Annotated in this window: 21 protein-coding genes; 19 read left to right on the top strand and 2 right to left on the bottom strand. The window is 53.2% G+C overall.

Features of this window, described 5'->3' with window-relative positions; genetic code table 11:
* The first annotated feature begins 3 nt into the window (after window positions 1-3).
* From purB to PGL01S_RS19380, 14 genes are all read left to right on the top strand, one after another.
* A complete protein-coding gene (purB, locus tag PGL01S_RS19445; protein WP_116394136.1) occupies window positions 4-1,299 on the top strand; it encodes an adenylosuccinate lyase in 1,296 nt (431 codons plus the stop codon).
* 21 nt (window positions 1,300-1,320) lie between these two features.
* On the top strand, window positions 1,321-2,220 hold the full coding sequence (locus tag PGL01S_RS19440; protein ID WP_127496241.1) for a phosphoribosylaminoimidazolesuccinocarboxamide synthase: 900 nt from the start codon (window positions 1,321-1,323) through the stop codon (window positions 2,218-2,220).
* Window positions 2,221-2,584: 364 nt separating this feature from the next.
* Window positions 2,585-2,827, top strand: a complete 243-nt coding sequence (gene purS / locus PGL01S_RS19435) for a phosphoribosylformylglycinamidine synthase subunit PurS (RefSeq protein ID WP_015842490.1) — start codon at window positions 2,585-2,587, stop codon at window positions 2,825-2,827.
* A gap of 3 nt (window positions 2,828-2,830) precedes the next feature.
* Entirely contained in the window at window positions 2,831-3,526 is a 696-nt protein-coding gene (gene purQ, locus PGL01S_RS19430) for a phosphoribosylformylglycinamidine synthase subunit PurQ (protein WP_116394138.1), read from the top strand.
* Window positions 3,504-5,747: a phosphoribosylformylglycinamidine synthase subunit PurL gene (gene purL / locus PGL01S_RS19425; protein WP_127496240.1), complete on the top strand. Its 2,244-nt coding sequence runs from the start codon at window positions 3,504-3,506 to the stop codon at window positions 5,745-5,747. Before purQ ends, purL begins: the two co-directional genes overlap by 23 nt.
* A complete protein-coding gene (gene purF / locus PGL01S_RS19420; protein WP_116394140.1) occupies window positions 5,732-7,210 on the top strand; it encodes an amidophosphoribosyltransferase in 1,479 nt (492 codons plus the stop codon). The genes purL and purF overlap by 16 nt, the downstream gene beginning before the upstream one ends.
* A gap of 24 nt (window positions 7,211-7,234) precedes the next feature.
* Window positions 7,235-8,278, top strand: a complete 1,044-nt coding sequence (purM, locus tag PGL01S_RS19415) for a phosphoribosylformylglycinamidine cyclo-ligase (protein ID WP_127496239.1) — start codon at window positions 7,235-7,237, stop codon at window positions 8,276-8,278.
* Window positions 8,278-8,889, top strand: a complete 612-nt coding sequence (gene purN / locus PGL01S_RS19410; RefSeq protein ID WP_127496238.1) for a phosphoribosylglycinamide formyltransferase — start codon at window positions 8,278-8,280, stop codon at window positions 8,887-8,889. Before purM ends, purN begins: the two co-directional genes overlap by 1 nt.
* 35 nt (window positions 8,890-8,924) lie before the next feature.
* Entirely contained in the window at window positions 8,925-10,475 is a 1,551-nt protein-coding gene (purH, locus tag PGL01S_RS19405; RefSeq protein WP_116394143.1) for a bifunctional phosphoribosylaminoimidazolecarboxamide formyltransferase/IMP cyclohydrolase, read from the top strand.
* Between the two features lie 129 nt (window positions 10,476-10,604).
* Window positions 10,605-11,873: a phosphoribosylamine--glycine ligase gene (purD, locus tag PGL01S_RS19400; protein WP_127496237.1), complete on the top strand. Its 1,269-nt coding sequence runs from the start codon at window positions 10,605-10,607 to the stop codon at window positions 11,871-11,873.
* A 423-nt stretch (window positions 11,874-12,296) separates the two neighbouring features.
* Entirely contained in the window at window positions 12,297-13,115 is an 819-nt protein-coding gene (locus tag PGL01S_RS19395; RefSeq protein ID WP_127496236.1) for an alpha/beta hydrolase, read from the top strand.
* An 84-nt stretch (window positions 13,116-13,199) separates the two neighbouring features.
* Complete coding sequence (locus tag PGL01S_RS19390; RefSeq protein WP_127496235.1) at window positions 13,200-14,270, top strand: DUF3048 domain-containing protein; 1,071 nt, start codon at window positions 13,200-13,202, stop codon at window positions 14,268-14,270.
* Window positions 14,271-14,500: 230 nt separating this feature from the next.
* Window positions 14,501-15,112: a DUF47 domain-containing protein gene (locus tag PGL01S_RS19385; RefSeq protein WP_116394147.1), complete on the top strand. Its 612-nt coding sequence runs from the start codon at window positions 14,501-14,503 to the stop codon at window positions 15,110-15,112.
* A gap of 29 nt (window positions 15,113-15,141) precedes the next feature.
* Window positions 15,142-16,137 (top strand): inorganic phosphate transporter, encoded by a 996-nt coding sequence (locus PGL01S_RS19380; protein ID WP_116394148.1) that lies wholly within the window; start codon window positions 15,142-15,144, stop codon window positions 16,135-16,137.
* 59 nt (window positions 16,138-16,196) lie between these two features.
* On the opposite strand, the gene PGL01S_RS19375 is transcribed toward PGL01S_RS19380, so the two are convergent.
* Both PGL01S_RS19375 and PGL01S_RS19370 read right to left on the bottom strand, forming a co-directional pair.
* Window positions 16,197-17,540, bottom strand: coding sequence for a lytic polysaccharide monooxygenase (locus tag PGL01S_RS19375; RefSeq protein WP_127496234.1), 1,344 nt, complete (start codon window positions 17,538-17,540; stop codon window positions 16,197-16,199).
* A gap of 392 nt (window positions 17,541-17,932) precedes the next feature.
* A complete protein-coding gene (locus PGL01S_RS19370; RefSeq protein WP_127496233.1) occupies window positions 17,933-18,502 on the bottom strand; it encodes a hypothetical protein in 570 nt (189 codons plus the stop codon).
* Between the two features lie 341 nt (window positions 18,503-18,843).
* Here PGL01S_RS19370 and PGL01S_RS19365 point away from each other — a divergent pair, with 341 nt between their 5' ends.
* The 5 genes from PGL01S_RS19365 to PGL01S_RS19345 all read left to right on the top strand — a co-directional run bounded on the left by PGL01S_RS19365 (window position 18,844) and on the right by PGL01S_RS19345 (window position 22,994).
* Complete coding sequence (locus PGL01S_RS19365) at window positions 18,844-19,134, top strand: YerC/YecD family TrpR-related protein (RefSeq protein WP_015842506.1); 291 nt, start codon at window positions 18,844-18,846, stop codon at window positions 19,132-19,134.
* Between the two features lie 4 nt (window positions 19,135-19,138).
* On the top strand, window positions 19,139-19,912 hold the full coding sequence (locus tag PGL01S_RS19360) for a sirohydrochlorin chelatase (RefSeq protein ID WP_127496232.1): 774 nt from the start codon (window positions 19,139-19,141) through the stop codon (window positions 19,910-19,912).
* 35 nt (window positions 19,913-19,947) lie between these two features.
* The gene (locus PGL01S_RS19355) at window positions 19,948-20,862 is read left to right on the top strand and encodes a diacylglycerol kinase (RefSeq protein WP_127496231.1); all 915 of its coding nucleotides are present in this window, start codon (window positions 19,948-19,950) and stop codon (window positions 20,860-20,862) included.
* Window positions 20,863-20,977: 115 nt separating this feature from the next.
* The gene (gene rlmD / locus PGL01S_RS19350; RefSeq protein ID WP_244935659.1) at window positions 20,978-22,486 is read left to right on the top strand and encodes a 23S rRNA (uracil(1939)-C(5))-methyltransferase RlmD; all 1,509 of its coding nucleotides are present in this window, start codon (window positions 20,978-20,980) and stop codon (window positions 22,484-22,486) included.
* Between the two features lie 106 nt (window positions 22,487-22,592).
* Window positions 22,593-22,994, top strand: coding sequence for a hypothetical protein (locus PGL01S_RS19345; protein ID WP_127496230.1), 402 nt, complete (start codon window positions 22,593-22,595; stop codon window positions 22,992-22,994).
* The last annotated feature ends 74 nt before the right edge of the window (window positions 22,995-23,068 follow it).

Here is a 23,068-nt window from a genome sequence, read left to right as displayed (position 1 = left end):
TACATGTTAGAGCGTTACAGCAGACCGGAAATGAGAGCAATTTGGACGGAGCAGAATAAATTCCAGGCATGGCTTGAGGTTGAGCTTTGCTCCTGCGAGGCTTGGGTTGAGCTTGGCGTTATTCCGGCAGAAGACGTAGAAGCGCTTCGCAAAGCGGCTACTTTCAATATCGACCGCATTTACGAAATCGAGCAAGAAACCCGCCATGACGTAATCGCGTTCACTCGCGCGGTATCCGAGACGGTTGGTCCGGAACGCAAATGGGTTCACTACGGCCTGACTTCGACTGACGTTGTCGATACGGCAAACGGCTACCTGCTTCTTCAAGCAAATGCGATTCTCAAAAAAGACATCGAGCGTTTCATCTCGATCCTTCGCGAGAAAGCGATCCAATACAAAGATACGCCTATGATGGGCCGTACGCATGGCGTGCACGCCGAGCCAACAACGTTTGGCCTGAAAATGGCGCTGTGGCATGAAGAAATGAAACGCAACCTCGAGCGCTTCGAGCATGCGGCAAACGGCGTTCAATTCGGTAAAATTTCCGGTGCTGTCGGTACTTACGCGAACATCGATCCGTTCGTTGAAGAGTTTGTTTGCAAAAAGCTCGGCATTAGCCCGGCTCCAATCTCGACGCAAACGCTGCAGCGTGACCGTCACGCTGAATACATGGCGACACTGGCGCTTGTTGCAACATCGCTTGATAAATTCGCTACGGAAATCCGCGCTTTGCAGAAGAGCGAATTCCGTGAAGTGGAAGAAGCTTTCGCAAAAGGCCAAAAAGGCTCGTCCGCAATGCCTCACAAACGCAACCCGATCGGCTGCGAGAACATCTCCGGCCTGTCCCGCGTAATCCGCGGCCACATGCTGACCGCTTACGAGAACGTACCGCTCTGGCATGAGCGCGACATCAGCCACTCGTCTGCGGAACGCGTTATTTTGCCGGATGCAACGATGCTTCTGAACTACATGCTGAATCGTCTGGGCAACATCATTCAGAACCTGACCGTGTTCCCTGAAAATATGAAGAAAAACATGCAGCGCACATTTGGCGTTCCGTTCTCCGGCCGCGTCATGACAAAGCTGATCGACAAAGGCCTCAGCCGCGAGCAAGCTTACGACACGGTACAGCCGCGCGCGATGCAGGCGTGGGAAGAGCAGCGCCAATTCCGCGACATCATCGAGTCGACACCTGAGATCACAAGCCTTCTGTCGGCTGAAGAGATCGAAGATGCTTTCAATCCGGCTTGGCACTTAAAGCATGTGAATACCATCTTTACGCGTCTTGGCTTGAACTAAAGGGCAAGGGGGATTCGAGGAATGACTGCACAATCGCAAGCTTTATCCACGGCGGCGGACTACATCAAAGCTCCGCTGCTGTATAAAGGCAAGGTTCGTGAGCTTTACGATCTTGGCGAGCATTACCTGATCGTCGTGACAGACCGCATCTCGGCATTCGACTATGTATTGGATCCGGCTGTTCCGCAAAAGGGCAATGTGCTGAACCGCCTGTCGGCTTTCTGGTTCGAGCAAACGGCCGATATTCAAACGAACCATGTCGTACACACGGACGTCGAAAAGCTTGGGGACATCGTTACGGCGCCCGAGCTTCTGAAGGACCGGATCATGGTGACGAAAAAAGCCGAGCGTATCGACATTGAATGCGTCGTTCGCGGCTATATCACCGGCGGCGGCTGGAGACAATACCAGCAAACGTCCGCGATCAACGGCATCGAGCTTCCGGAAGGCATGCGCAAAAACGAACGCTTCCCTCAGCCGATCTTTACGCCGGCAGCGAAAAACGACGTTGGCCACGACGAGGACATTCCGTTCGAGCGGATGCAGGAGATGGTTGGCGCTGAGCTCGCTGAAGAGCTTCGCGACCGCAGCATCAAGCTGTACGAATTCGCTCACGAATATTGCGCGAAGCATGGCATTATCCTTGCCGACTGCAAATTCGAATTCGGGCTGATCGACGGCAAAGTCATTCTGATCGACGAGATCTTTACCCCGGATTCCTCGCGTTTCTGGGCGGAGAGCAACTACGCTTACGATATCGAGATCGACAGCATGGACAAAGAACCGGTCCGTACTTACCTTCTCGGCTCCGATTGGGATCGAGACAGCAAACCGGCTCCTCTTCCCGAATCCGTCGTAAACGAAACAACCAATCGTTACCTCGACATCTACAGCCGTTTAACCGGCCGTTCGCTGGTATAGATCGAAATTATTTATCTGTATATTAGTTAATTAATATATTTATTAGTTAGTTTATTGATATATCGATGTACGTTCTTATGTTTTTATGGCGTTGAGCACGATAGTGCGCTAACGCCCAATGCTGCTCACACGACTACCCGGGAGGGTGTTGGAAGTCCGGCTGCCGGGAGTAAGGGAGCAAGGGTATCTATCGGAGAGCGATAGCGCTCGCCTTTGAAATTCGGAAAATAACCGCTGAGCGGTTCTAATCAAATTTTCCGATTTCAACAGCGATGTAGAGAGATACCCTTGCGACCGAGCGAACTAATGGCTGCCAGCACGTCCCACCTCACGACCGGAAAAACCATTTTCAGGAGGCCCTACTATGAAAGCAAAAGTCTACGTCACGATTAAAGAAAATGTACTCGACCCGCAAGGTCAAGCCGTTCAAGGCTCGCTGCACACGATGGGCTTCGCGGAAGTTGATAAAGTCCGCATCGGTAAATACCTGGAGCTTCAGCTCGACACGAACGACCGCGCGGAAGCGGAAGCACGCGTGAAAGTCATGTGCGAAAAGCTGCTGGCAAACACGGTAGTCGAAGATTTCCGTTTTGAATTGGAGGGATAATCGATGAAGTTTGCGGTTCTCGTATTCCCCGGCTCCAACTGTGACATTGACTGCTTCAAAGCGGTAGAAGATACAATCGGCCAAGAGGTTGATTACGTATGGCATACGGCGACTGACCTTTCCGGTTACGACGCGATTCTTGTACCGGGCGGCTTCTCCTACGGCGACTACCTGCGCTGCGGCGCAATGGCTAGTTTTGCTCCGGTCATGAATGAAGTTGTAAAAGCAGCAGAGCAAGGCAAGTTTATCCTTGGCATCTGTAACGGTTTCCAAATCCTGACCGAAGCTAACCTTCTGCCAGGCGCACTGATTCGCAACACAGGTCTTAAATTCCGTTGTCAGCAGCAGCTGCTTGAAGTGGTAAACAACGGAACAGCATTTACGAACCAATACTCGCAGGGCGAGATTATCGATATTCCGATTGCGCATGGCGAAGGCAATTACTATTGCGATGATGCAACGCTGGCTGAGCTGAAAGCGAACAACCAGATCGTATTCCGTTACGCAGGCGACACGAACCCGAACGGTTCGGTAGAGAACATTGCGGGCATCAGCAACAAGAAGGGCAATGTCGTGGGCATGATGCCTCACCCGGAGCGCGCGGTTGACCAAATCCTCGGCTCGGAAGACGGCAAACGGATGTTTACATCGATTTTGAATGCATGGAGGGAACAACATGGCGCAGCAATTAACGGCTAAGGAACCGACGCCTGAACAAATCGTCGAGCAAAAGATCTATCAACAATTCGGTGTATCGGATTACGAATTTGAGCTTATCTGCGGCTTCCTCGGCCGTACACCTAACTATACGGAAATCGGCGTATTCAGCGTTATGTGGTCCGAGCATTGCGCGTACAAGAACTCCAAGCCTATCCTGAAGAAATTCCCGATTACAGGCCCTCGTGTCCTGATGGGACCGGGCGAAGGCGCGGGTATCGTGGATATCGGCGACAACCAAGCGGTTGTATTCAAAATCGAATCGCATAACCATCCGTCCGCGGTTGAGCCTTACCAAGGCGCTGCAACGGGTGTAGGCGGCATTATCCGCGACATTTTCTCCATGGGCGCTCGTCCGGTAGCTCTGCTGAACTCGCTTCGTTTCGGCAAGCTGGAAAATGACCGCGTGAAATACTTGTTCGAGAACGTCGTAAGCGGCATCGCCGGCTACGGCAACTGTATCGGTATTCCTACCGTTGCAGGCGAAGTGATGTTCGACGAGAGCTACGAAGGCAACCCGCTCGTTAACGCGATGTGCGTAGGTCTTATCGATCATGACAAAATCCAGCGCGGCGTGGCAAAAGGCGTTGGCAACCCGGTATTCTACGTTGGTCCGGCAACGGGCCGCGACGGCATCCATGGTGCAACATTCGCATCGGTTGAGCTGTCCGAAGAATCCGAAGAAAAACGTACCGCGGTGCAAGTCGGCGATCCGTTCATGGAGAAGCTCGTTATGGAGTCTACGCTTGAGCTGATCAACTCCGGCATCGTACTCGGTATTCAAGATATGGGCGCAGCGGGCCTCACTTGCTCGAGCGCAGAGATGGCTTCCAAAGCCGGGAACGGCCTGGAATTGTACCTGGATGAAGTTCCGCAGCGCGAAACAGGCATGACGCCTTACGAAATGATGCTGTCGGAATCGCAAGAACGCATGCTGTTTGTTGTTGAGCCTCAGCATGAAGCGCAAGCGCAAGAAATTTTCGACCGTTGGGGCGTTATCTGCAAGAAAGTCGGAAAAGTTACCGACGATGGCCGTCTCCGCCTGTTCCACCAAGGCGAGCAAGTTGCCGACATGCCGGTTAAAGCTCTCGTTGACGAGTGCCCGGTATACAACAAGCCATCTTCCGAGCCTGCTTACTACCGCGAGAACGCAAGCGTGGATGCAGCTGCTTTCGAAGAAATTACCGACCTTAACGGTGCTCTTGAAAAAGTACTCGCTTCGCCGACTGTGGCAAGCAAAGAGTGGGTATATAACCAATATGACTACATGGTTCGTACGTCGACGGCCGTTCAACCAGGCTCCGACGCGGCAGTGGTTACGATTCGCGGCACCCGCAAAGGTCTTGCGATGACGACGGACTGCAACGGACGTTACGTATATCTTGATCCTGAAGTAGGCGGCCAGATTGCCGTAGCGGAAGCTGCCCGCAACATCGTGTGCTCCGGCGCAGAACCGCTTGCGATTACGGACAACCTGAACTTCGGCAGCCCGGAGAAGCCGGAAGTATTCTGGCAGATCGAGAAAGCTGCAGACGGCATGTCCGAAGCTTGCCGCGTGCTTGATACGCCGGTAATCGGCGGCAACGTCAGCTTGTACAACGAGAACGCAAAAGGCGCGATCTATCCTACTCCGGTAATCGGCATGGTTGGTCTCGTGCATGATGTGGATCACATCACGACTCAAGGCTTCAAAAAAGAAGGCGACGTTATTATCCTCGTCGGCGAGACGAAAGCGGAGCTTGGCGGCAGCGAGCTGCTCTACGCTCTGAACGGCTCGGCGGCAGGACGTCCGCCGCAAATCGATCTGGCAACGGAGAAGACAACGCTGAACGCTATTCTGACAGCGATCCAAGGCGGTCTGGTAGCTTCGGCGCATGACCTGTCCGAAGGCGGTCTGGCAGTCGCGCTTGCTGAATCCGCAATTAGCGGCGGCATTGGCGCAGAAGTAAACGTTGCAACGGATCTTCGTCCGGATCACCTATTGTTCAGCGAATCGCAATCCCGTATTCTGCTTTCGGCAACGCCTGAGAAAGCAGCGGCATTGCAAGCGCATCTGAACGAGCAAGGCGTAGTGAATGCGGCAATCGGCACTGTCAAAGGCAGCAGCCTGACCATCAACGTAAACGGCAAATCCGGCGTAAACGCACCGGTACAACAACTGGAGAAGGTCTGGAAGGATGCGATTCCATGTCTGATGAAATAAAACAGCTGAAGCTGTGGACGGGAAATCATTATAACGAAGGCATTGGCCGTGACGATATTTTTGATAAACTGCGCGAGGAGTGCGGCGTGTTCGGGGTCTTTAACGTCCCGAACGCGTCCTCCCTCAGCTATTACGGCCTTCACGCCCTGCAGCACCGCGGCGAAGAGAGCGCGGGAATCTGCGCTGTGGATACGGAGAACGGCAGCCGTTTTGCCTACCACCGCGGCATGGGACTTGTGAAGGAAGTATTCGATAAAGAGCGGATTGAGTCGCTTCCCGGCAACCGCGCTATCGGCCACGTTCGTTATTCGACCGCTGGCGAGAGCAAGCTGGCGAATGCGCAGCCGCTTATTTTCCGTTATCGGGACGGAGATCTGGCAGTCGCAACAAACGGCAACATCGTTAATGCGCCTGAGATCCGCAAAGAGCTCGAGAGCCAAGGCTCGATCTTCCAGACTTCCAGCGATACCGAAGTTATTGCCCACTTGATCGCTCGTTCTCCTAAGAGCTTCGAGGAAGCGGCAAAGGATGCCCTGCAGCGCATTATCGGGGGCTTTGCGTTCCTGATCATGACCAATGACAAGCTGCTGGTAGCTTCCGACCCTAACGGTCTTCGTCCGCTCGTAATGGGCAAATTGGGTGACGGATACGTCTTCTCTTCCGAATCCTGCGCATTCGAATCGATCGGTGCCGAGTACGTCCGCGACGTGCAGCCTGGCGAGCTCTTGTACCTTGATGCTGACGGCATGCGCGAGGACCGTTACGCGGAAGTGGAACGCCGGGCAACCTGCGCAATGGAGTACATCTATTTTGCCCGTCCGGACAGCGATATTAATACTATCAACATCCACTCCGCGCGTAAGCGGATGGGTAAACAGCTTGCGATGGAGTCCTTCGTGGATGCGGATATCGTAACCGGCGTACCGGATTCGAGTATTTCGGCGGCAATCGGTTATGCCGAGCAAACGGGTATTCCATACGAGCTTGGATTAATCAAGAACAAATACACGGGCCGTACTTTTATTCAGCCTTCTCAGGAGCTTCGCGAGCAGGGCGTTAAGATGAAGCTGTCCGCCGTGCGCAAAGTCGTGGAAGGCAAACGCGTCGTTATGATCGACGACTCGATCGTACGCGGCACGACTTCCCGCCGGATCGTGAACATGCTTCGCGAAGCTGGCGCGACGGAAGTGCATGTGCGGATTACATCGCCGCCATTCAAGAACCCTTGCTACTACGGTATCGATACGCCGGACCGCAAGGAGCTGGTTGCTTCTTCGAGAACGGTGCAGGAAATGTGCGAAATGATCAATGCGGACTCTTTATCTTTCCTTAGTCAAGAAGGCTTTATCGATTCGGTAGGCGGCAATGACGGCGCGTACAACCGCGGCATGTGCCTCGCTTGCTTCGATAACGATTATCCAACGCCGGTAAACGAAGAGTCGGATAAGAGCTGCAGCTGTTAATAGTATAAAAAGGGGTTGACTGGTGTGTCAGAAGCGTACAAAAAAGCCGGTGTCGATATTGCGGCCGGCAATGAAGCAGTCGAACGGATGAAGAAGCATGTTAAGAAAACGTTCCGCCCGGAGGTACTGACGGATCTCGGCGGCTTTGGCGGATTGTTCGGCCTTAACAAGGACAAATACGAGGAGCCTGTACTCGTATCGGGGACGGACGGCGTCGGCACGAAGCTGAAGCTGGCGTTCTTGATGGATAAACATGACACGATTGGCGTTGACGCAGTTGCGATGTGCGTAAACGATATTATCGTACAAGGCGCCGAGCCTCTCTTCTTCCTCGATTATCTGGCATGCGGTAAAGTCGTTCCGGAAAAAATCGAAGCGGTAGTCAAAGGCATCTCCGACGGCTGCGTGCAAGCAGGCTGTGCCCTGATTGGCGGCGAAACAGCCGAAATGCCTGGCATGTACCAAGGCGACGAGTATGATATTGCCGGCTTTACGGTTGGCGTAGTGGATAAGAAGAAAATTATCGACGGCACGACAATCGCTCCAGGCGACGTTGTACTCGGATTCGCATCGAGCGGCATCCACAGCAACGGCTACTCGCTGGTACGCCGTCTTCTTCTCGAAGAGTGCGGTTACGCGCTGGACCAACGTCTGCCTGAACTGAACGATGAGGTTCTTGGCGATGTGTTGATCGAGCCTACCCGCATCTACGTGAAATCGGCTTTGAAGCTGATCGAGCAAGTAAATGTAAAAGGCATGGCGCACATTACGGGCGGCGGCTTTATCGAGAATATCCCGCGCGTTCTTCCGGAAGGCGTAAACGTCAATATCGAATACGGTTCGTGGCCGATTCTGCCTGTCTTCCAGCTTATGCAGGACAAAGGCGCAATCACCAACCGCGATATGTTCACAACCTTTAATATGGGCATCGGGTTAGTCGTAGTGGTTCCAGCAGATCAAGCGGAGAAAGCCCTTCAAGTGGCGACTGAGCTTGGCGAAAAAGCATACCGAATCGGAACTGTAACGGAAGGCAGCCGCGTAGTTACGTTCACGGGAGCGGACGTTTAATGGGAACACTCCGAATAGCCGTCTTCGCGTCAGGGCAAGGAACGAACTTCCAAGCCCTGGCCGATGCGGTGCGGCAAGGAAGGCTCGATGCAACCATCGAGCTTCTTGTTTGTGATAAGCCTGCTGCTCCGGTTGTGGAGCGGGCTCGCATGGCCGGGATTGATACCTTCCTCTTTGTGCCGAAGGAATACCCTTCCCGCGAAGCATACGAAACCGAAATTTTGGAGGAGCTTCAGCGCCGAGGCATCGAGCTGGTTGTCCTTGCGGGTTATATGCGCATTATTACTTCCGTGCTCGTTGAGCCTTATTACGGCAGAATGATTAATATCCATCCGGCTTTGCTGCCTTCTTTCCCAGGCGTAAACGGGATTGGACAAGCGCTGGAATACGGCGTGAAGGTGACGGGCATTACCGTTCATTATGTGGACGGGGGAATGGACAGCGGGCCGATTATCGCGCAAAGCGTTGTTGAAGTGCAAAGCGGCGACACGGAGGACACGCTAGGCGAGCGGATTCACGCAGCCGAGCAGCAATTGCTGCCCCGGGTTGTGCAGTCCATTGCGGAGGGACGCGTGACTCTGGAAGATCGTATCGTTACGGTTAAACTTTAAATATATAAGTACCTATTTTGAGGAGGCAATATCGCGTGGCAATTCGTAGAGCGTTAATTAGTGTATCGGACAAGACTGGCATTGTTGAATTTTCTCGTGAGCTGGCAGCTCAAGGCGTGCAAATCATCTCGACTGGCGGTACGTTTAACCTGCTGGAGAAGGAAGGCATTCCGGTTATCGGCATTTCCGACGTAACAGGCTTCCCGGAAATTTTGGACGGCCGCGTTAAAACCCTTCATCCTGCGGTTCACAGCGGGCTTCTCGCGATCCGCGACAATGAAGAGCATCAAAAGGTTATGCAGGAGCTTGGCCTGGACTACATCGACCTTGTGGTTGTTAACCTGTATCCGTTCAAGCAAACCATCGCAAACCCTAACGTGGAATATGAGGACGCAATCGAGAACATCGATATCGGCGGTCCTACTATGCTTCGTTCGGCCGCGAAAAACCATGCATTCGTAACGGTAGTTGTGGATGCTAACGATTATGCTGGCGTTATCGAAGAAATTAAAGCCGGCGGCGACACCACGCTGGAAACGCGCAAACGCCTGACGGCAAAAGTATTCCGTCACACAGCAGCCTACGATGCGCTGATCGCGGACTACCTGACGAAGCAAGTTGGCGAAGAGCTGCCTGAGTCTTACACGGTTACTTACGAGAAAGTGCAGGATCTGCGTTACGGCGAGAACCCGCATCAGAAAGCGGCGTTCTACAGCAAACCGCTTGCTCCTGTCGGCAACATCACAACGGCTGAGCAGCTGCACGGCAAAGAATTGTCCTACAACAACATTAACGACGCGAACGCGGCGCTTGCGATCGTCAAGGAATTCGACGAGCCAGCCTGCGTAGCCGTGAAGCATATGAATCCATGCGGCGTTGGCATTGGCGCAGATATCCATGAAGCCTACCAAAAAGCATACGCGGCCGACCCTACTTCGATCTTCGGCGGCATCGTTGCGGCGAACCGTACGATCGGCGCGGAAACAGCCGAGCTGCTGAGCCAAATCTTCCTCGAAATCATCATTGCGCCGGACTTCACGCCTGAAGCGCTGGAAGTGCTGACGAAGAAGAAAAATATCCGTCTTCTGAAGCTGGGCGAGCTGGCCGGTTCCGCGGCTGAGCGCAAATCCGACTGGCTGTCGACAACGGTTGACGGCGGCTTGCTTGTCCAAGAGAGCGACGTTCGCAGCCTGACCGAAGCGGATCTGCAGTTCGTTACGAACCGCAAGCCGACGGAAGAAGAACTGAAGCAATTGCTGTTCGGATGGAAAGTCGTGAAGCATGTGAAATCGAACGCGATTTTGCTGGCGAAAAACAACATGACCATCGGCGTAGGCGCAGGTCAAATGAACCGCGTAGGCGCAGCGCGTATTGCCATTGAGCAAGCGGGCGAGCAAGCTGCGGGAGCGGTACTCGCTTCCGATGCGTTCTTCCCAATGGGCGATACGGTTGAGCTGGCCGCCAAACACGGCATCACCGCAATCATCCAAACCGGCGGCTCGATCAAGGACGAAGAGTCGATCGCCGCAGCGAATGCGCATAACATCGCGATGGTGATGACGGGCGTTCGCCATTTCAAACACTAGGATAAGCAAAGCTTAAGGTAGCGGAGCTTCTTGTCGCAGCGTGCACGGGTAAGGCATGCGGCGGCAGGACTGCTTCGCTATTAGGCATTTATATTCGCTCACTATCATATCAGGGGGTATATCGAAGCAATGAGAATTTTAGTTGTTGGCGGCGGCGGACGTGAGCATGCGATTGTCTGGGCGCTGAAGAAAAGCGAGAAGGTCAAGGAAGTGTTTTGCGCGCCGGGCAATGCGGGGATTGCGCAAATTGCCGATTGCGTGCCGATTGCGGTTAACCAATTCGACGAGCTTGTGAAGTTTGCGAAGGATGCGGCGATTGACCTCGTCTTTATCGGTCCGGACGATCCGCTGGCGGCGGGTATCGTAGATGCGTTCGAAGCACATAACATTCCGGTATACGGTCCGAACAAAGCGGCAGCCGAAATTGAAGGCAGCAAAATCTTCATGAAGGATCTGCTCCGCAAATACAACATTCCTACAGCGAAATACGAGACGTTCACGAGCTACGAGCCGGCTCTAACTTATTTGCGCGAGCAATCCGTTCCAATCGTTATCAAGGCGGACGGCCTTGCAGCAGGCAAAGGCGTAACGGTTGCGTATTCCATGGAGGAAGCGGAGAAAGCGTTGAAGGAAGCGATGGTCGACAAGGTGTTTGGCGAAGCCGGCAACCAGATCGTTATCGAGGAATTCCTGGAAGGCCAAGAGATGTCCATCCTGGCATTTGTAGACGGCGAGACGGTTAAAGCGATGGTACCGGCGCAAGACCATAAGCCGGTATACGATAACGACAAAGGCCCGAACACGGGCGGCATGGGTACCTATACGCCTCTGCCTCATATCGATCAGGCCATCATCGAAGAGTCGATCGAGAACATCATCAAGCCAACGGCGAAAGCGATGGTGAGCGAAGGACGTCCGTTCCGCGGCGTATTGTTCGCCGGTCTGATGATTACGAAGGACGGTCCCAAAACGATTGAATTCAACGCGCGTATGGGCGACCCTGAGACGCAAGTCGTTCTGCCGCGCCTGAAGACCGAGCTGGTTGACGTCGTTCTGGCGTCCCTGAACGGTCGCCTGGACCAGCTGGAGCTGGAATGGAGCGACGAAGCGGCTGTTTGCGTTATCGTTGCATCGGAAGGCTATCCGGCTTCGTATCCGAAAGGCCGCGAGATTACCGGCCTTGATGCGGCTGAAGCGCAAGGCGCGCTCGTGTTCCATGCGGGAACGGCGGAGAAAGACGGCAAGATCGTAACGAGCGGCGGACGCGTGCTTGGCGTTGTAGGCCGCGGCCGCGACATTGCGGAAGCGCGTGCCCGTGCTTACGAAGCGGTTAGCGTTATTCATTTCGACGGCATGCACAGCCGTACCGATATTGCGGCAAAAGCGCTGAAGGGCTAAGCTCTTCGGACGGCAAAAAGACCTTCTTCCAGCCAACGGGGCGGAAGAAGGTCTTTTTTTTTCTTAAGACCGGTTACTCCTTGTAGAACAACAGGCTGCGTTCAAGGATGATATATACGACGGCAACCACGATGCCGGCGAGCAATAGAACCGTCAGCCAATGGTCCGTTAGCCAGGATATCCACATCGGCATAGGAATCATCTCCTTGGTTGGACATTAATGTACTGATTATAGATTGAGCAAGGAGCCGCACAACTATTCCTCCCGAAGAGCATTTTATAGTGGTGAACCCTCATCATTCGGACAGAATAACGGTATTGACACCATCCTCGTAAGGATGATAATATGAACCCAATACAATTCATAGTAATCGGGTAGGAATTATAGATAATAAGAATGGAACCGCAGGAGGACTTATCGTTATGGAGAAACAATTATTGCTGCGTCATGAAGAGCTCGAGCTTACCGCTACGCTTCATTATCCGAGCGATCATCAGAAGGACAATGCCAAGAAGCAGGCCATTATTATTTGCCACGGCTTTATCGGAAGCCGCGTAGGGGTTGACCGGTTGTTCGTTAAGACGGCAAGAGCGCTGGCGGCGCAAGGCTCTTACGTGATCCGGTTTGATTACGGCGGCTGCGGCGAGAGCAACGGGGATTACGGAGCGCTTGGCTTTGAAAGCATGATTGACCAGACCCGCACGGTGATTGATTACATTGCCGGCATGGATTGCGTGGACCCAAGACGAATCGTTCTGCTTGGCCACAGCCTTGGCGGCGCGGTTGCGCTTATGACGGCGGTACGGGATAAACGCGTGAAGCGTCTTGTTATGTGGTCTCCGGTTGCGTATCCGTTTAATGATATTGTCCGGATCGTCGGACGCGCAGGTTATGACGAGGCGGTTCAGAAGGGCAGCACGGACTATGCGGGCTTTACGCTTCAGCCGGTATTTTTCGAATCGCTGCTGCAGCATCAGCCATTCCAAGCGGCAACGCGCTTTGGCGGAGAAGTACTGCTTGTCCACGGCACAAGCGATGATCTGATTCCGGTCGATTACAGCTTCCTGTACCAGAAGGTATTCTGGACGCGCAGCGACGGGTTATGCGACAAGGAGATTATCTTCCAGGCGAACCATACGTACTCCACCCGCCATCATCAGGAGGAAGCGATCCGCGTGACCTCCGAATGGCTGGAAGGGCTTGATAAGAAGCAGCAGGAATGGCATAACTGGAGTATTTAGGAAGACATGTCCCGCTTTTTATGTTTAAATGATAGTAATCGTTATATCGAACGCTATCATTCTCTACTAAAAGGCGGGGAACTCATGGGAAGTCGTATTCGCAGGGCATGGTTGGTCAGCTTGGTTATTCTACTTGTTTTCATATCCGCTTGCAGCAGCGGTTCAGGCAAAAATGCGGGAGAAGCAGCACCTTCTCCGACATTATCTGAAGAGCCGGAGGCTACGCCGTCGGCTGAGCCTACGCCGGAGCTTTCTTTCACGGCTCCTCTTACGGGGCTGAAGCGGGAGACGGACGCGGCGGCGCGACCCGTTGCGGTTATGGTCAACAATCTGAAGCCGGCGCGTCCGCAATCCGGACTTACCAATGCCGATGTGGTATGGGAAGTGCTCGCGGAAGGCGGCATTACGCGGCTGGTGGCGATCTTCCAAAGCACGGACAAGGGTGCCGATGCGATTGGACCAATCCGCAGCATTCGCCCGTACCTGATTGATATCGGGGAAAGCTACGGCGCTATTCTGGCTCATTCGGGAGCCAGCAATGACGCCTATGATATTTTGCAGCATCAGGATAAACCTTATCTGGACGAAATCTCGAACGCGGGTCCGTATTTCTGGCGGAGCAAGGACCGCAAGGCGCCCCATAATCTGTACTCCGAGCTGGATAAGCTTCGGGCAGGAGCCGAGAAGAAGGGGTACCGCAGCGATGTGACGGTTCCGACCTACACCTTTGCGGAAGAAGGCGCAACCGCTTCGGGCGCGGCAGCGTCCTCGATTCAGATCAAGTTTCTGCTCAAGGACTACAAGGTCTCCTATGAGTATGACGCGGCAAGCGGCTTGTATAAACGACTCGTCAATGATGAGCCGCATACCGACCTGAATAACGGAGAGCAGCTGAGCGCGGCCAACGTGGTTGTGCTTGGCGCCAATCACAAGACGCTGGATGATGTAGGACGGCTTTCGGTTGATCTTCATGCGGGAGGCTCGGCGTTATTGTTTCAGAAGGGCAAGGTCGTCGAATGCGAATGGGTTCGCGCAAGCGACAATATGGTGAGGCTGATGAAGGATGGCGCAGAGCTTCCTTTTGTACCGGGGAAAACGTTCTTCCAGGTCGTTCCGAATACGCCAACTTTCGCCGAGCATGTGATTTATGGGTAAAAAATAGACAAGTCGGACACACTCTAACTAGGTGTAGAGGGTGTCCGCAAAAAGAAATGAAGCGGTGCGTTCCTTTGCGGAACGCATCTTTTTATATTTTTTTTGCAAAAACGAAAACTTTTCATAAATCCTTTACATTCCCTTAACAAATATAAAGTAAACTGTGTTAAGATATTGTGGGCTCATTTCGAAATGATGCCTAACCATCCAGTCGGGTAAAGGGGATTACGATGTTTAAGAAAAAGGATATTTTCTTTAAGACGTTTGAAGAAATGGCGGATACACTGGTTGACGCAATCGAATATTTCGCAAACGGTGTTTCGGACCTGTCGGATGTCGCTCAGTTCGCCAAAATCATGAAAGAGCATGAGAGCAAAGGCGACCAGTACGTTCATACGATTCTGAAAGAACTGAACAAAACGTTCATTACCCCCATTGAGCGGGAAGATATAATGGCTTTAACAAGTTCGCTCGACGATGTGCTTGACGGCATCGAAGCATGCGCATCTCGCTTTGAAATGTACAACATTCAGGAAAAAGACGAGTACATAACGCTGTTTGGCGATATACTGCTTCGTTCCGCGAACCAGATCAAGAAAGCGATCTATCTCCTTACCGACAAGAAGCTGCTGGCGATCCGCGAGCCTAACATTGCGCTTAACGAGCTGGAGAACCAGGCGGATGACCTGCTGCGCGTTTGTATCAAGAGCCTGTTCACGAATGTGACTGATCCGATTGAACTGATGAAGCGGAAAGAAATCTACGAAATGTTGGAGCAAACGACCGACTACTGCGAAGACGTAGCGAACACGCTGGAATCGATCATTATGCGCAACAGCTAAGCTTACACGGAGAGTAGGAGTCAATTCAAATGGATTCAATCACATTATGGATGGTTGTCATACTTGCGCTCGGTTTCGATTTTATTAACGGTTTCCACGATACGGCGAACGCGATCGCTACGACGGTATCAACCCGTGCCCTGAAACCAAGGGTTGCCATTATTATGGCGGCGTGCATGAACTTTATCGGTGCGATCACGTTTACGGGCGTTGCGAAAAAAATCGGCAGCGGCGTTGCCAATCCGGCGGATTTGTCCAACGGGGTAGAGATCGTTATCGCGGCCTTAATCTCGGCGATTGCCTGGAATCTGCTTACCTGGTGGTTCGGCATTCCTTCTTCTTCCTCGCATGCCTTGATCGGCTCGCTTGCCGGCGCGGTAGCTTCGGGAGCGGGATTTGATGCCATTAACGCACACGGGTTTGTCGATATCGTTAAGGCGCTTATCTTCTCGCCGCTGATTGCTTTCACGGCCGGTTTTATTATCATGTGGATCTTAAAGCTAATCTTCGCGAGGACAAGCCCGCATCAGGTGAACAAGGGCTTCCGGTTCGGACAGATCCTGACCGCGGCATTCCAGTCGTTCTCCCATGGTACAAACGACGCCCAGAAAGCGATGGGTATCATTACGTTTGCGCTCGTGGCAGGCGGTATCCAGGATCACTTCGAGGTCCCGCTGTGGGTTAAGATGTCCGCCGCGCTTGCGATGGCTCTAGGTACATCCATTGGCGGATGGAAGATCATTAAGACGATGGGCACGAAGATCTTCAAGATCGAGCCGATTAACGGCTTTGCAGCAGACGTAGGCTCGGCGGGCGTTATCCTGTCGGCAACGATGCTTGAGCTGCCTGTCAGCACAACGCATGTTATCACCTCTTCGATTCTCGGCGTAGGCTCCGCAAAACGCTTCTCCAGCGTACGCTGGTCGCTTGCCGGGAAAATCGTTATCGCATGGTTTATTACAATTCCGATCACGGCGCTTTTTGCGGCAGGCGTGTATTGGGTAATTGATACGGTATTTATGTAAGAAGAAAACAAAAAGTGCCGGGGATGGTTCCCGGCACTTTTTGTTTTCTTATTGAAGCTTTATTGCAGCTGCCACAGGGCAGGTACGTTGGAAGGCTCCCAACCGGTGAGGGAAGTATGAGCCTGAAGGCATTTATAAGTAGCTCCGTTATACGTAACGAGGGTTCCTACCGCATAAGCCGTATTTGGCGCCCAGGCAGGCGCGCCCGTAGACGCTGCCGTTGTGCCGCTGACCGTGCTGGCAGACGATTGGTTGCCGGCCGCATCGATGGCATATACGGCGAAGTTGTAGGTTGTGCTCGCCGCAAGACCTATAACGGTATAGGATGTTGCGGTACCTGAGGTCGTTGCGACTAGCGTGGACCCGTTATAAATTTTGTAGCCCGTAACCCCTACGTTATCGGTAGACGGACTCCACATCAGCATCATGCTGGAGGAGGTTGGAGTACCCATGATATGAAGTCCTCCCGGTGCGGTAGGTGCCGATGTATCGACGGCCGGAGGCGCCGTTGTCGTAATGCTCAGGCTGTTGCTAGCGGCGGATTCGTTGCCTGCGGCATCCACCGCTTTTACGGTAAACGTATAGGCCGTGCTTGCCGTGAGGCCGGTAACGGTATAGCTGGTGCCCGTGGCCGTTCCGGCTAGCGTAGTGCCTCTATAAATTTTGTAGCCCGTTACGCCAACGTTATCGGTCGAAGCATTCCAGGACAAGGTTACTGTTGTCGCTGCCGTAGCGGTTGCCGCAAGAGAAGCTGGGGCGGAAGGAGCCGTTGTGTCGACGGGATTCGAGCCGGTAAAGTTAACGTCGATGACGTTATAGAAAGCATTGGCCGTATCGGCTACTTCCCACACGGCGAGGATGACATGGTAGCCGCTTCGTTCGGGTACGCTGCATGTATTGGAGTAGGAGAATGGCGGCTGCGCGCCGTTATAAGCAACGGAGCAGAACGGCGTCAGATCGAAGGAATCGCGGGTAAGCGCGGCATTGGGGTTCCAGGTCGGCTTGGTAATATAGTACTTCCAGCTTGCGGTTGAATGATTGGCCGTCAGCTTCCAGGTGAAGGTGTTTGTGCCCGAGGAAATGTTCACTTTCGACCAGCGGGTTGCGGATTGCTCATCCAGCTTGGGAAAAGCACCGTTCGCGCTTGCGATTTTGCCGTCGGCAGGTCCTGCTGCAGGGAAGCCTTTAGGGGCTTCCAGGCTTTGCGGCTCATACACGATTGCTCCGCAATCGGTATTGGCTCCGCTTTTGCACAGCGCTGCCCGGCTGGCCGGTCCTTCCACGTAGCCATGCGAGTACGCTTTTGCCGTCGTGAACAGCATGGAGACGGCGGCAAGCACGAGAAGAGCACAAATCGTCATGATCTTGAATGGAGTAGGCCGCGATAATCGTAATACAGTCATTATTCATACCTCCTAATAATTTGTTTATATAAACTCGGGGGGAGCTTATATCGGGCAAACAAGGATCGGGTACAATGGCTGCAGCGATAAAGTTGTTTTAAAAGTTATAAGGTTATAATGATTGTAGTGGAAGTTAAGAAAATCCTCATGAGTCTTTTGGAGTAAAGTTCCAAAATTATGAAATTTATGTTCAAAATATAGCTCTGCCTGTGCAAAAACGAGTGTTGAATTTGACAACCAACGTCAGAAAGCGTTGATTCGACAATGCGGCTAGTTCTATAGTCATAGCGGAGCATGGACTAATCTTGCATAACTCGACAAACGGGCAAATAAAAAAACCACCCCGCCTGCAGCCGGAGCTGCAATCGGAGTGGTTCAGTAGGCATTGCTAATTAACGCTGCCGCTTCCGCTTGCGGCGTCTGCCGGCGGAGCCTGTTGGTTTTCTGCGGCGTTTGCGCTTCTTCGGCACAACTTCGATATCATCGTCCGCCGCGTCGCTGCCGGAGTCCTTTTTGAAGGAGCCTAGAATGACCTTGACGAGAGGAGCCATCTGCGACACACTGGATACGACCTTTTGAACCTTGCCCACCGTGGTCAGAATGCCATCCAGTCCGCCAATCCGGTCAACAAAGCCTTTGATCTCGGTCAAGCTTGGCATGCTAAAGCCGCCGGCTTTGGCCGGTGTTGTCGTCTCCACCAATTCTGCCGCCGTAGCCGGCACGACGACGGGAAGGCTTTCCTCATGTTGTATAATAGTCTCTTCCGTCGAAAAGACAGGAGGCGCAGGTGGAATCGGGGCGCCGTCCGTACCGAAGCCAAGAGGATTCTGGAAGCTGTTAAATCCCTGACTGGTCTGGTTACGGGCATAGCCGCGCCGGTGATGGCCGCTGTGCGGTGAGTGCGGCGGATACTGGTGAGGGTTCGAATGTCCGCCCCCGCCAGGATAGTTCCGGTAATTCACGCGGATCACAACCTTTTTTCAAAGTTTATGGAACAATGTCTTCCCTACTCCGTCCGCTTCCACATGGGGGATCAGCCTGCACGCAGGTCCGGTCCCGTATGCCGTATAGGGAAGTATTCTTGGTATTAGTCTATGGCATAGGCAAACATGACGATTGGACGAATGCCCTTTTTTTATATAAATAATGCGGATATTTACCTACGGGCTGCTCTTCCGTCCTGTAAAGCGTGAATACGGTAATGCTTGAAAAAACCCCCTAAAAAAGCTACAATGTGAGCATTAGACATTAATGACAATGCCTGAAATGCGCGTGTAATCACGCCCCTGAGGAGTGGATGACAATGCAGCTTAAGAAGCTGAACGATAAAGCAATCGATCAATTATTCGAAGCGATTCTTACCCTTAAATCCGTCGAGGAATGTTATATCTTTTTTGATGATCTGTGCACGGTAAACGAAATCCAGTCGCTGTCGCAGCGTCTGGAAGTTGCGCGCATGCTGGGCAAAGGCAGCACATACAACCAAATCGAAGCAGAGACAGGCGCCAGCACGGCTACGATTTCCCGGGTTAAGCGCTGTTTGAATTATGGCAACGATGGGTATAAAATGACTTTAGAGCGTTTAGGCAGATAGTGCTATGAAGCCGGGCATTCTCGTGATAAGTCATGGTTCGAGGGAAGCAGAATGGGTTCGGCTGGTTGACGAGGCGGTCGCCACTGCGGCAGCCTCTCCGCGCGTGCAAGGCGTGCCGGTCTATTCTTCTTTTCTCGAAATTGTTGAAGGCCGTTTGATTCAGGATGGCATAGATGCGTTGGAAGAGCAGGGAGTAACGGATTTATTCGTGCTTCCTTTGTTCCTTTCGTCCGGCAGCACGCATGTCGATGAGATCGGGCAGGCATTTGGCCTGCCGCCGGTAGCCGAGCTTGAAGGCGATCTTGGAATCTTCAGAGTTAATGCCAAGGTTCATTACGGCATGCCGATTGACGACGATCCCGATATAGCGGAGCTGCTGCTGTCGAATATTAAGCCGCTGTCCGTTCAGCCTGAAGAAGAGACGGTTATGCTTATTGCGCATGGCAGCCGGGAAAAGGTTTTCCATGAACGCTGGCAGCACGGTCTGAACCAGCTCGCGGAACGGCTTCGGAAGCTGGGCGGATTCGCTCACTCCGCTACGGCGATGCTGCTGCCCGACCAGGCGGCGGATCATTTGAGGGCTTTGCAAGAAGAGCGGCCAAATGAAGCGGTAATCGTCGTTCCTTTATTTTTGAGCAAGGGTTATTTTACGAATACGGTCATTCCATCGCGGTTGAAGGGTCTGGATTACCGGTATAACGGGCAGGCTATGCTGCCTCATCCGGCTATTGAGCGTTGGCTGGAACGGCGTATGACGGCTTGGCTTCAGGACAGGTAAATGACCGTTTTTTGAAAGAAATGGTGGGTTAATCGATGAAGCGTGCAAGATTGATTTACAACCCGACATCGGGAAGAGAAGAGATGAAGCGTCGTCTCCCGGATATTCTGCAGAAGCTGGATCAGGCAGGAATCGAGACCAGCTGCCACGCAACGATTGGAGCGGGAGATGCAACGATTGCCGCGGCGGATGCGGCCGAGCGGGATTATGATCTGATTATCGCGGCAGGCGGCGACGGAACCATCTATGAGGTCATTAACGGAATGGCCAATAAGCCTAACCGGCCTCCTCTTGGCATTTTACCGCTGGGAACAACGAATGATTTCGCCCGCGCGATGGGCATCCCGAAGCATTGGGAATACGCGTGCGATCTGATTATCCAGAATTACACGCGGCCGATTGACGTCGGTCAAGCCAATGAGCGTTATTTCATCAATATCGCGGGTGGCGGCTCGCTGACCGAGCTGACCTACGATGTGCCGATTAAGCTGAAGACGATGATCGGGCAGCTGGCTTATTATTTGAAAGGCTTAGAGAAGATGACCCGCTTAAGCCCGACGGAGCTGATTATCGAAGCGGATGGGGTAGGCAAATTCCACGAGGAATTTATGCTTTTCCTGATCTGCAACAGCAATTCGGTTGGCGGCTTCGAGAAGCTGGCGCCGGATGCGAAGCCGGATGACGGGCTGTTTGACGTCGTGCTTCTCCGGAGATGCAACCTGGCCGAATTTATCCGAATCGCTACGCTGGCGCTTCGGGGCGAGCATCTGAACGACTCGCATGTGATTCATTTCCGTACGAATAAGATGAAGGTCACTTCACCAAGTTATGTGCAGATTAACCTGGATGGTGAATACGGCGGTACGCTGCCGTTTACGTTCTCGGTGCTGCCTTCGCATCTGCAGATTTTTGCCGATGAGCATGGCGAAGCTTCCTATCGCAATCGCTGATAGCAGCAATTGGAATAAACCTCTAATAGCAGGCCTGGTGCCTGTTGTTGGAGGTTTATTTCTTTATGCAGATGCATTACACTATAGGGATAATAGCATGAGGAAGCGGAGAGCAATGATGAATAGAAATCATACGCGTAATAATGCGGGTTCAAATAGAAAAAGCCATACGCAAGGCGGACGGAGGAGCGGGGGAACGGAAAGGGCTTCTTCGCAGGCAGCCGTGGATGCGCCGGTGCAAAAAAACGATGAGGTTGTTGTCGACATCATTGGTTTGACCCATGACGGCGAGGGGGTTGGCCGGGCGGACGGCTATACCTTGTTCATTCAGGGGGCATTGCCAGGCGAGCGTGTACGGGCGAAAGTGATGAAGGTGAAAAAAGCATACGGCTACGCGCGTTTACAAGAGCTGCTGGAGGCAAGCGCGGACCGCATTGTTCCGGTATGCGGCATTTACGACAAATGCGGCGGCTGCCAGCTCCAGCATATGGACTATGCCGCGCAGCTGAACTGGAAGCGGCAGCATGTCGTCGATGCGCTGGAGCGGATCGGGAAGCTGCGGATTGCCGGCGAAGGCGAGACGTCGTCCGGAATTATCGTTCATCCAACGGTAGGGATGAGCGATCCGTGGCGCTACCGCAACAAGGCGCAGGTGCCGGTCGGGGCATCGGCGGGCGACGGCGAGCTGGTTGCAGGCTTTTACGCCAAGGGCAGCCATCGCATTATCGATACGGATGAATGCCATATTCAGCATGACCGCAACGATGAGGTTGTCCGGATTGTGAAGGCGATCGGCCGCGAGCTTGGCGTTTCCGCCTATAATGAGGAAACCGGGCAAGGGCTGCTGCGTCATGTCATGACGCGGACAGGCTTTGTAAGCGGCGAGATTATGGTCGTGCTTGTGACGAACGGACGCAAGCTGCCGCAAGCCGAGCAATGGGTGGAACGGATTCGCGCGGCGCTGCCGGAAGTAAAAAGCATTGTGCAGAACGTAAACACGCGCGATACGAATGTTATCTTTGGCGACGAGACGCGGGTGTTATGGGGCAGCGAGGTTATCTATGACGAGCTTGACGGTATCCGGTTCGCGATCTCGGCGCGTTCATTCTATCAGGTAAATCCGGCGCAGACGGTAGAGCTCTACCGGACCGCGGTTGATTATGCGCAGCTGACGGGCAAGGAGTCCGTTATCGACGCTTATTGCGGCATCGGAACGATCTCTCTGTTCCTCGCACGGAAGGCGGGCCGAGTCTACGGCGTAGAGATTGTGCCGGAGGCGATCGAGGACGCGAAGCGTAATGCGGAGCTGAACGGCATCGGCAACGCTTCGTTCGAGGCAGGTCCGGCGGAAGTGGTCATCCCGCGCTGGCGCGAAGAGGGAATTATTCCCGACGTTATCGTCGTGGACCCGCCGCGTAAGGGCTGCGACCCGGCGCTGCTGGATACGATTCTGAAGATGCAGCCGGAGCGGGTGGTGTACGTCAGCTGCAATCCTTCCACGCTGGCGCGCGACTTGCGCACGCTCGAAGACGGTGGCTATAAGACGGTGGAGGTTACGCCGGTCGATATGTTCCCATGGACCTCGCACGTGGAGTCTGTTGTGTGGATGAAACGAAGCATGTAACTGAAAGCTTCCTTCCGAGATGCGGAAGGAAGCTTTTTTATCATTTTTAAGAGGCTGGCACGTATAGTTGTAAAGGCAGTGGATTCTTTGATAAGGGGGGTATGGCATGTACAATTCGCCATTCGAACGTCTGGATGATCATCCCGTGCTAATGAGTGCCAGGCAGATAGCCGCAAATCAAATTCTGTTAACGTATGATCGGCGGGCTGACCTTAATTCGGCCGTACGTTTATCTAACTATTGGATTCGCAGCAATGCCGGAACGAATAGTGCCGCAAGCGTAAATATGGGGGATGCCCTAACGGCATCGAACGCCATCCGGCCGGATATGGCGATGATAACGCCCGCGGACAATTCAGGCATGCATTTTCTCATGACGTTCAGGAGCAACATTCCTCCCCGCACGTTTTATATTGTTCTTCCTTGCTTTGTGAATCTGGAAGGGGGAGCAGGATTTAACGGCGAGAACTGGGGACCTTTCAGCATGAATATGTTTATCGGCATGTAATTTTTAATTCATCAAGACTCAGCCAGGGAGCTTTAAGCCACTTCACGTGAAGTGGCTTTTTGTTTTTTTGGAGG

The organism is Paenibacillus glycanilyticus NBRC 16618 (genome assembly GCF_004000805.1).
Classification (GTDB): domain Bacteria; phylum Bacillota; class Bacilli; order Paenibacillales; family Paenibacillaceae; genus Pristimantibacillus; species Pristimantibacillus glycanilyticus.
The sequence above is the reverse complement of the archived record's forward strand: the minus strand, read 5'-3'. Positions and strand labels throughout refer to the sequence as shown.

Coding starts and splice junctions, on each gene's coding strand:
- purB (WP_116394136.1), top strand. CDS start 4: ATGTTAGAGCGTTACAGCAGACCGGAAATGAGAGCAATTTGGACGGAG.
- PGL01S_RS19440 (WP_127496241.1), top strand. CDS start 1,321: ATGACTGCACAATCGCAAGCTTTATCCACGGCGGCGGACTACATCAAA.
- purS (WP_015842490.1), top strand. CDS start 2,585: ATGAAAGCAAAAGTCTACGTCACGATTAAAGAAAATGTACTCGACCCG.
- purQ (WP_116394138.1), top strand. CDS start 2,831: ATGAAGTTTGCGGTTCTCGTATTCCCCGGCTCCAACTGTGACATTGAC.
- purL (WP_127496240.1), top strand. CDS start 3,504: ATGGCGCAGCAATTAACGGCTAAGGAACCGACGCCTGAACAAATCGTC.
- purF (WP_116394140.1), top strand. CDS start 5,732: ATGTCTGATGAAATAAAACAGCTGAAGCTGTGGACGGGAAATCATTAT.
- purN (WP_127496238.1), top strand. CDS start 8,278: ATGGGAACACTCCGAATAGCCGTCTTCGCGTCAGGGCAAGGAACGAAC.
- purD (WP_127496237.1), top strand. CDS start 10,605: ATGAGAATTTTAGTTGTTGGCGGCGGCGGACGTGAGCATGCGATTGTC.
- PGL01S_RS19395 (WP_127496236.1), top strand. CDS start 12,297: ATGGAGAAACAATTATTGCTGCGTCATGAAGAGCTCGAGCTTACCGCT.
- PGL01S_RS19390 (WP_127496235.1), top strand. CDS start 13,200: ATGGGAAGTCGTATTCGCAGGGCATGGTTGGTCAGCTTGGTTATTCTA.
- PGL01S_RS19385 (WP_116394147.1), top strand. CDS start 14,501: ATGTTTAAGAAAAAGGATATTTTCTTTAAGACGTTTGAAGAAATGGCG.
- PGL01S_RS19380 (WP_116394148.1), top strand. CDS start 15,142: ATGGATTCAATCACATTATGGATGGTTGTCATACTTGCGCTCGGTTTC.
- PGL01S_RS19375 (WP_127496234.1), bottom strand. CDS start 17,540: ATGACTGTATTACGATTATCGCGGCCTACTCCATTCAAGATCATGACG.
- PGL01S_RS19365 (WP_015842506.1), top strand. CDS start 18,844: ATGCAGCTTAAGAAGCTGAACGATAAAGCAATCGATCAATTATTCGAA.
- PGL01S_RS19360 (WP_127496232.1), top strand. CDS start 19,139: ATGAAGCCGGGCATTCTCGTGATAAGTCATGGTTCGAGGGAAGCAGAA.
- PGL01S_RS19355 (WP_127496231.1), top strand. CDS start 19,948: ATGAAGCGTGCAAGATTGATTTACAACCCGACATCGGGAAGAGAAGAG.
- rlmD (WP_244935659.1), top strand. CDS start 20,978: ATGATGAATAGAAATCATACGCGTAATAATGCGGGTTCAAATAGAAAA.
- PGL01S_RS19345 (WP_127496230.1), top strand. CDS start 22,593: ATGTACAATTCGCCATTCGAACGTCTGGATGATCATCCCGTGCTAATG.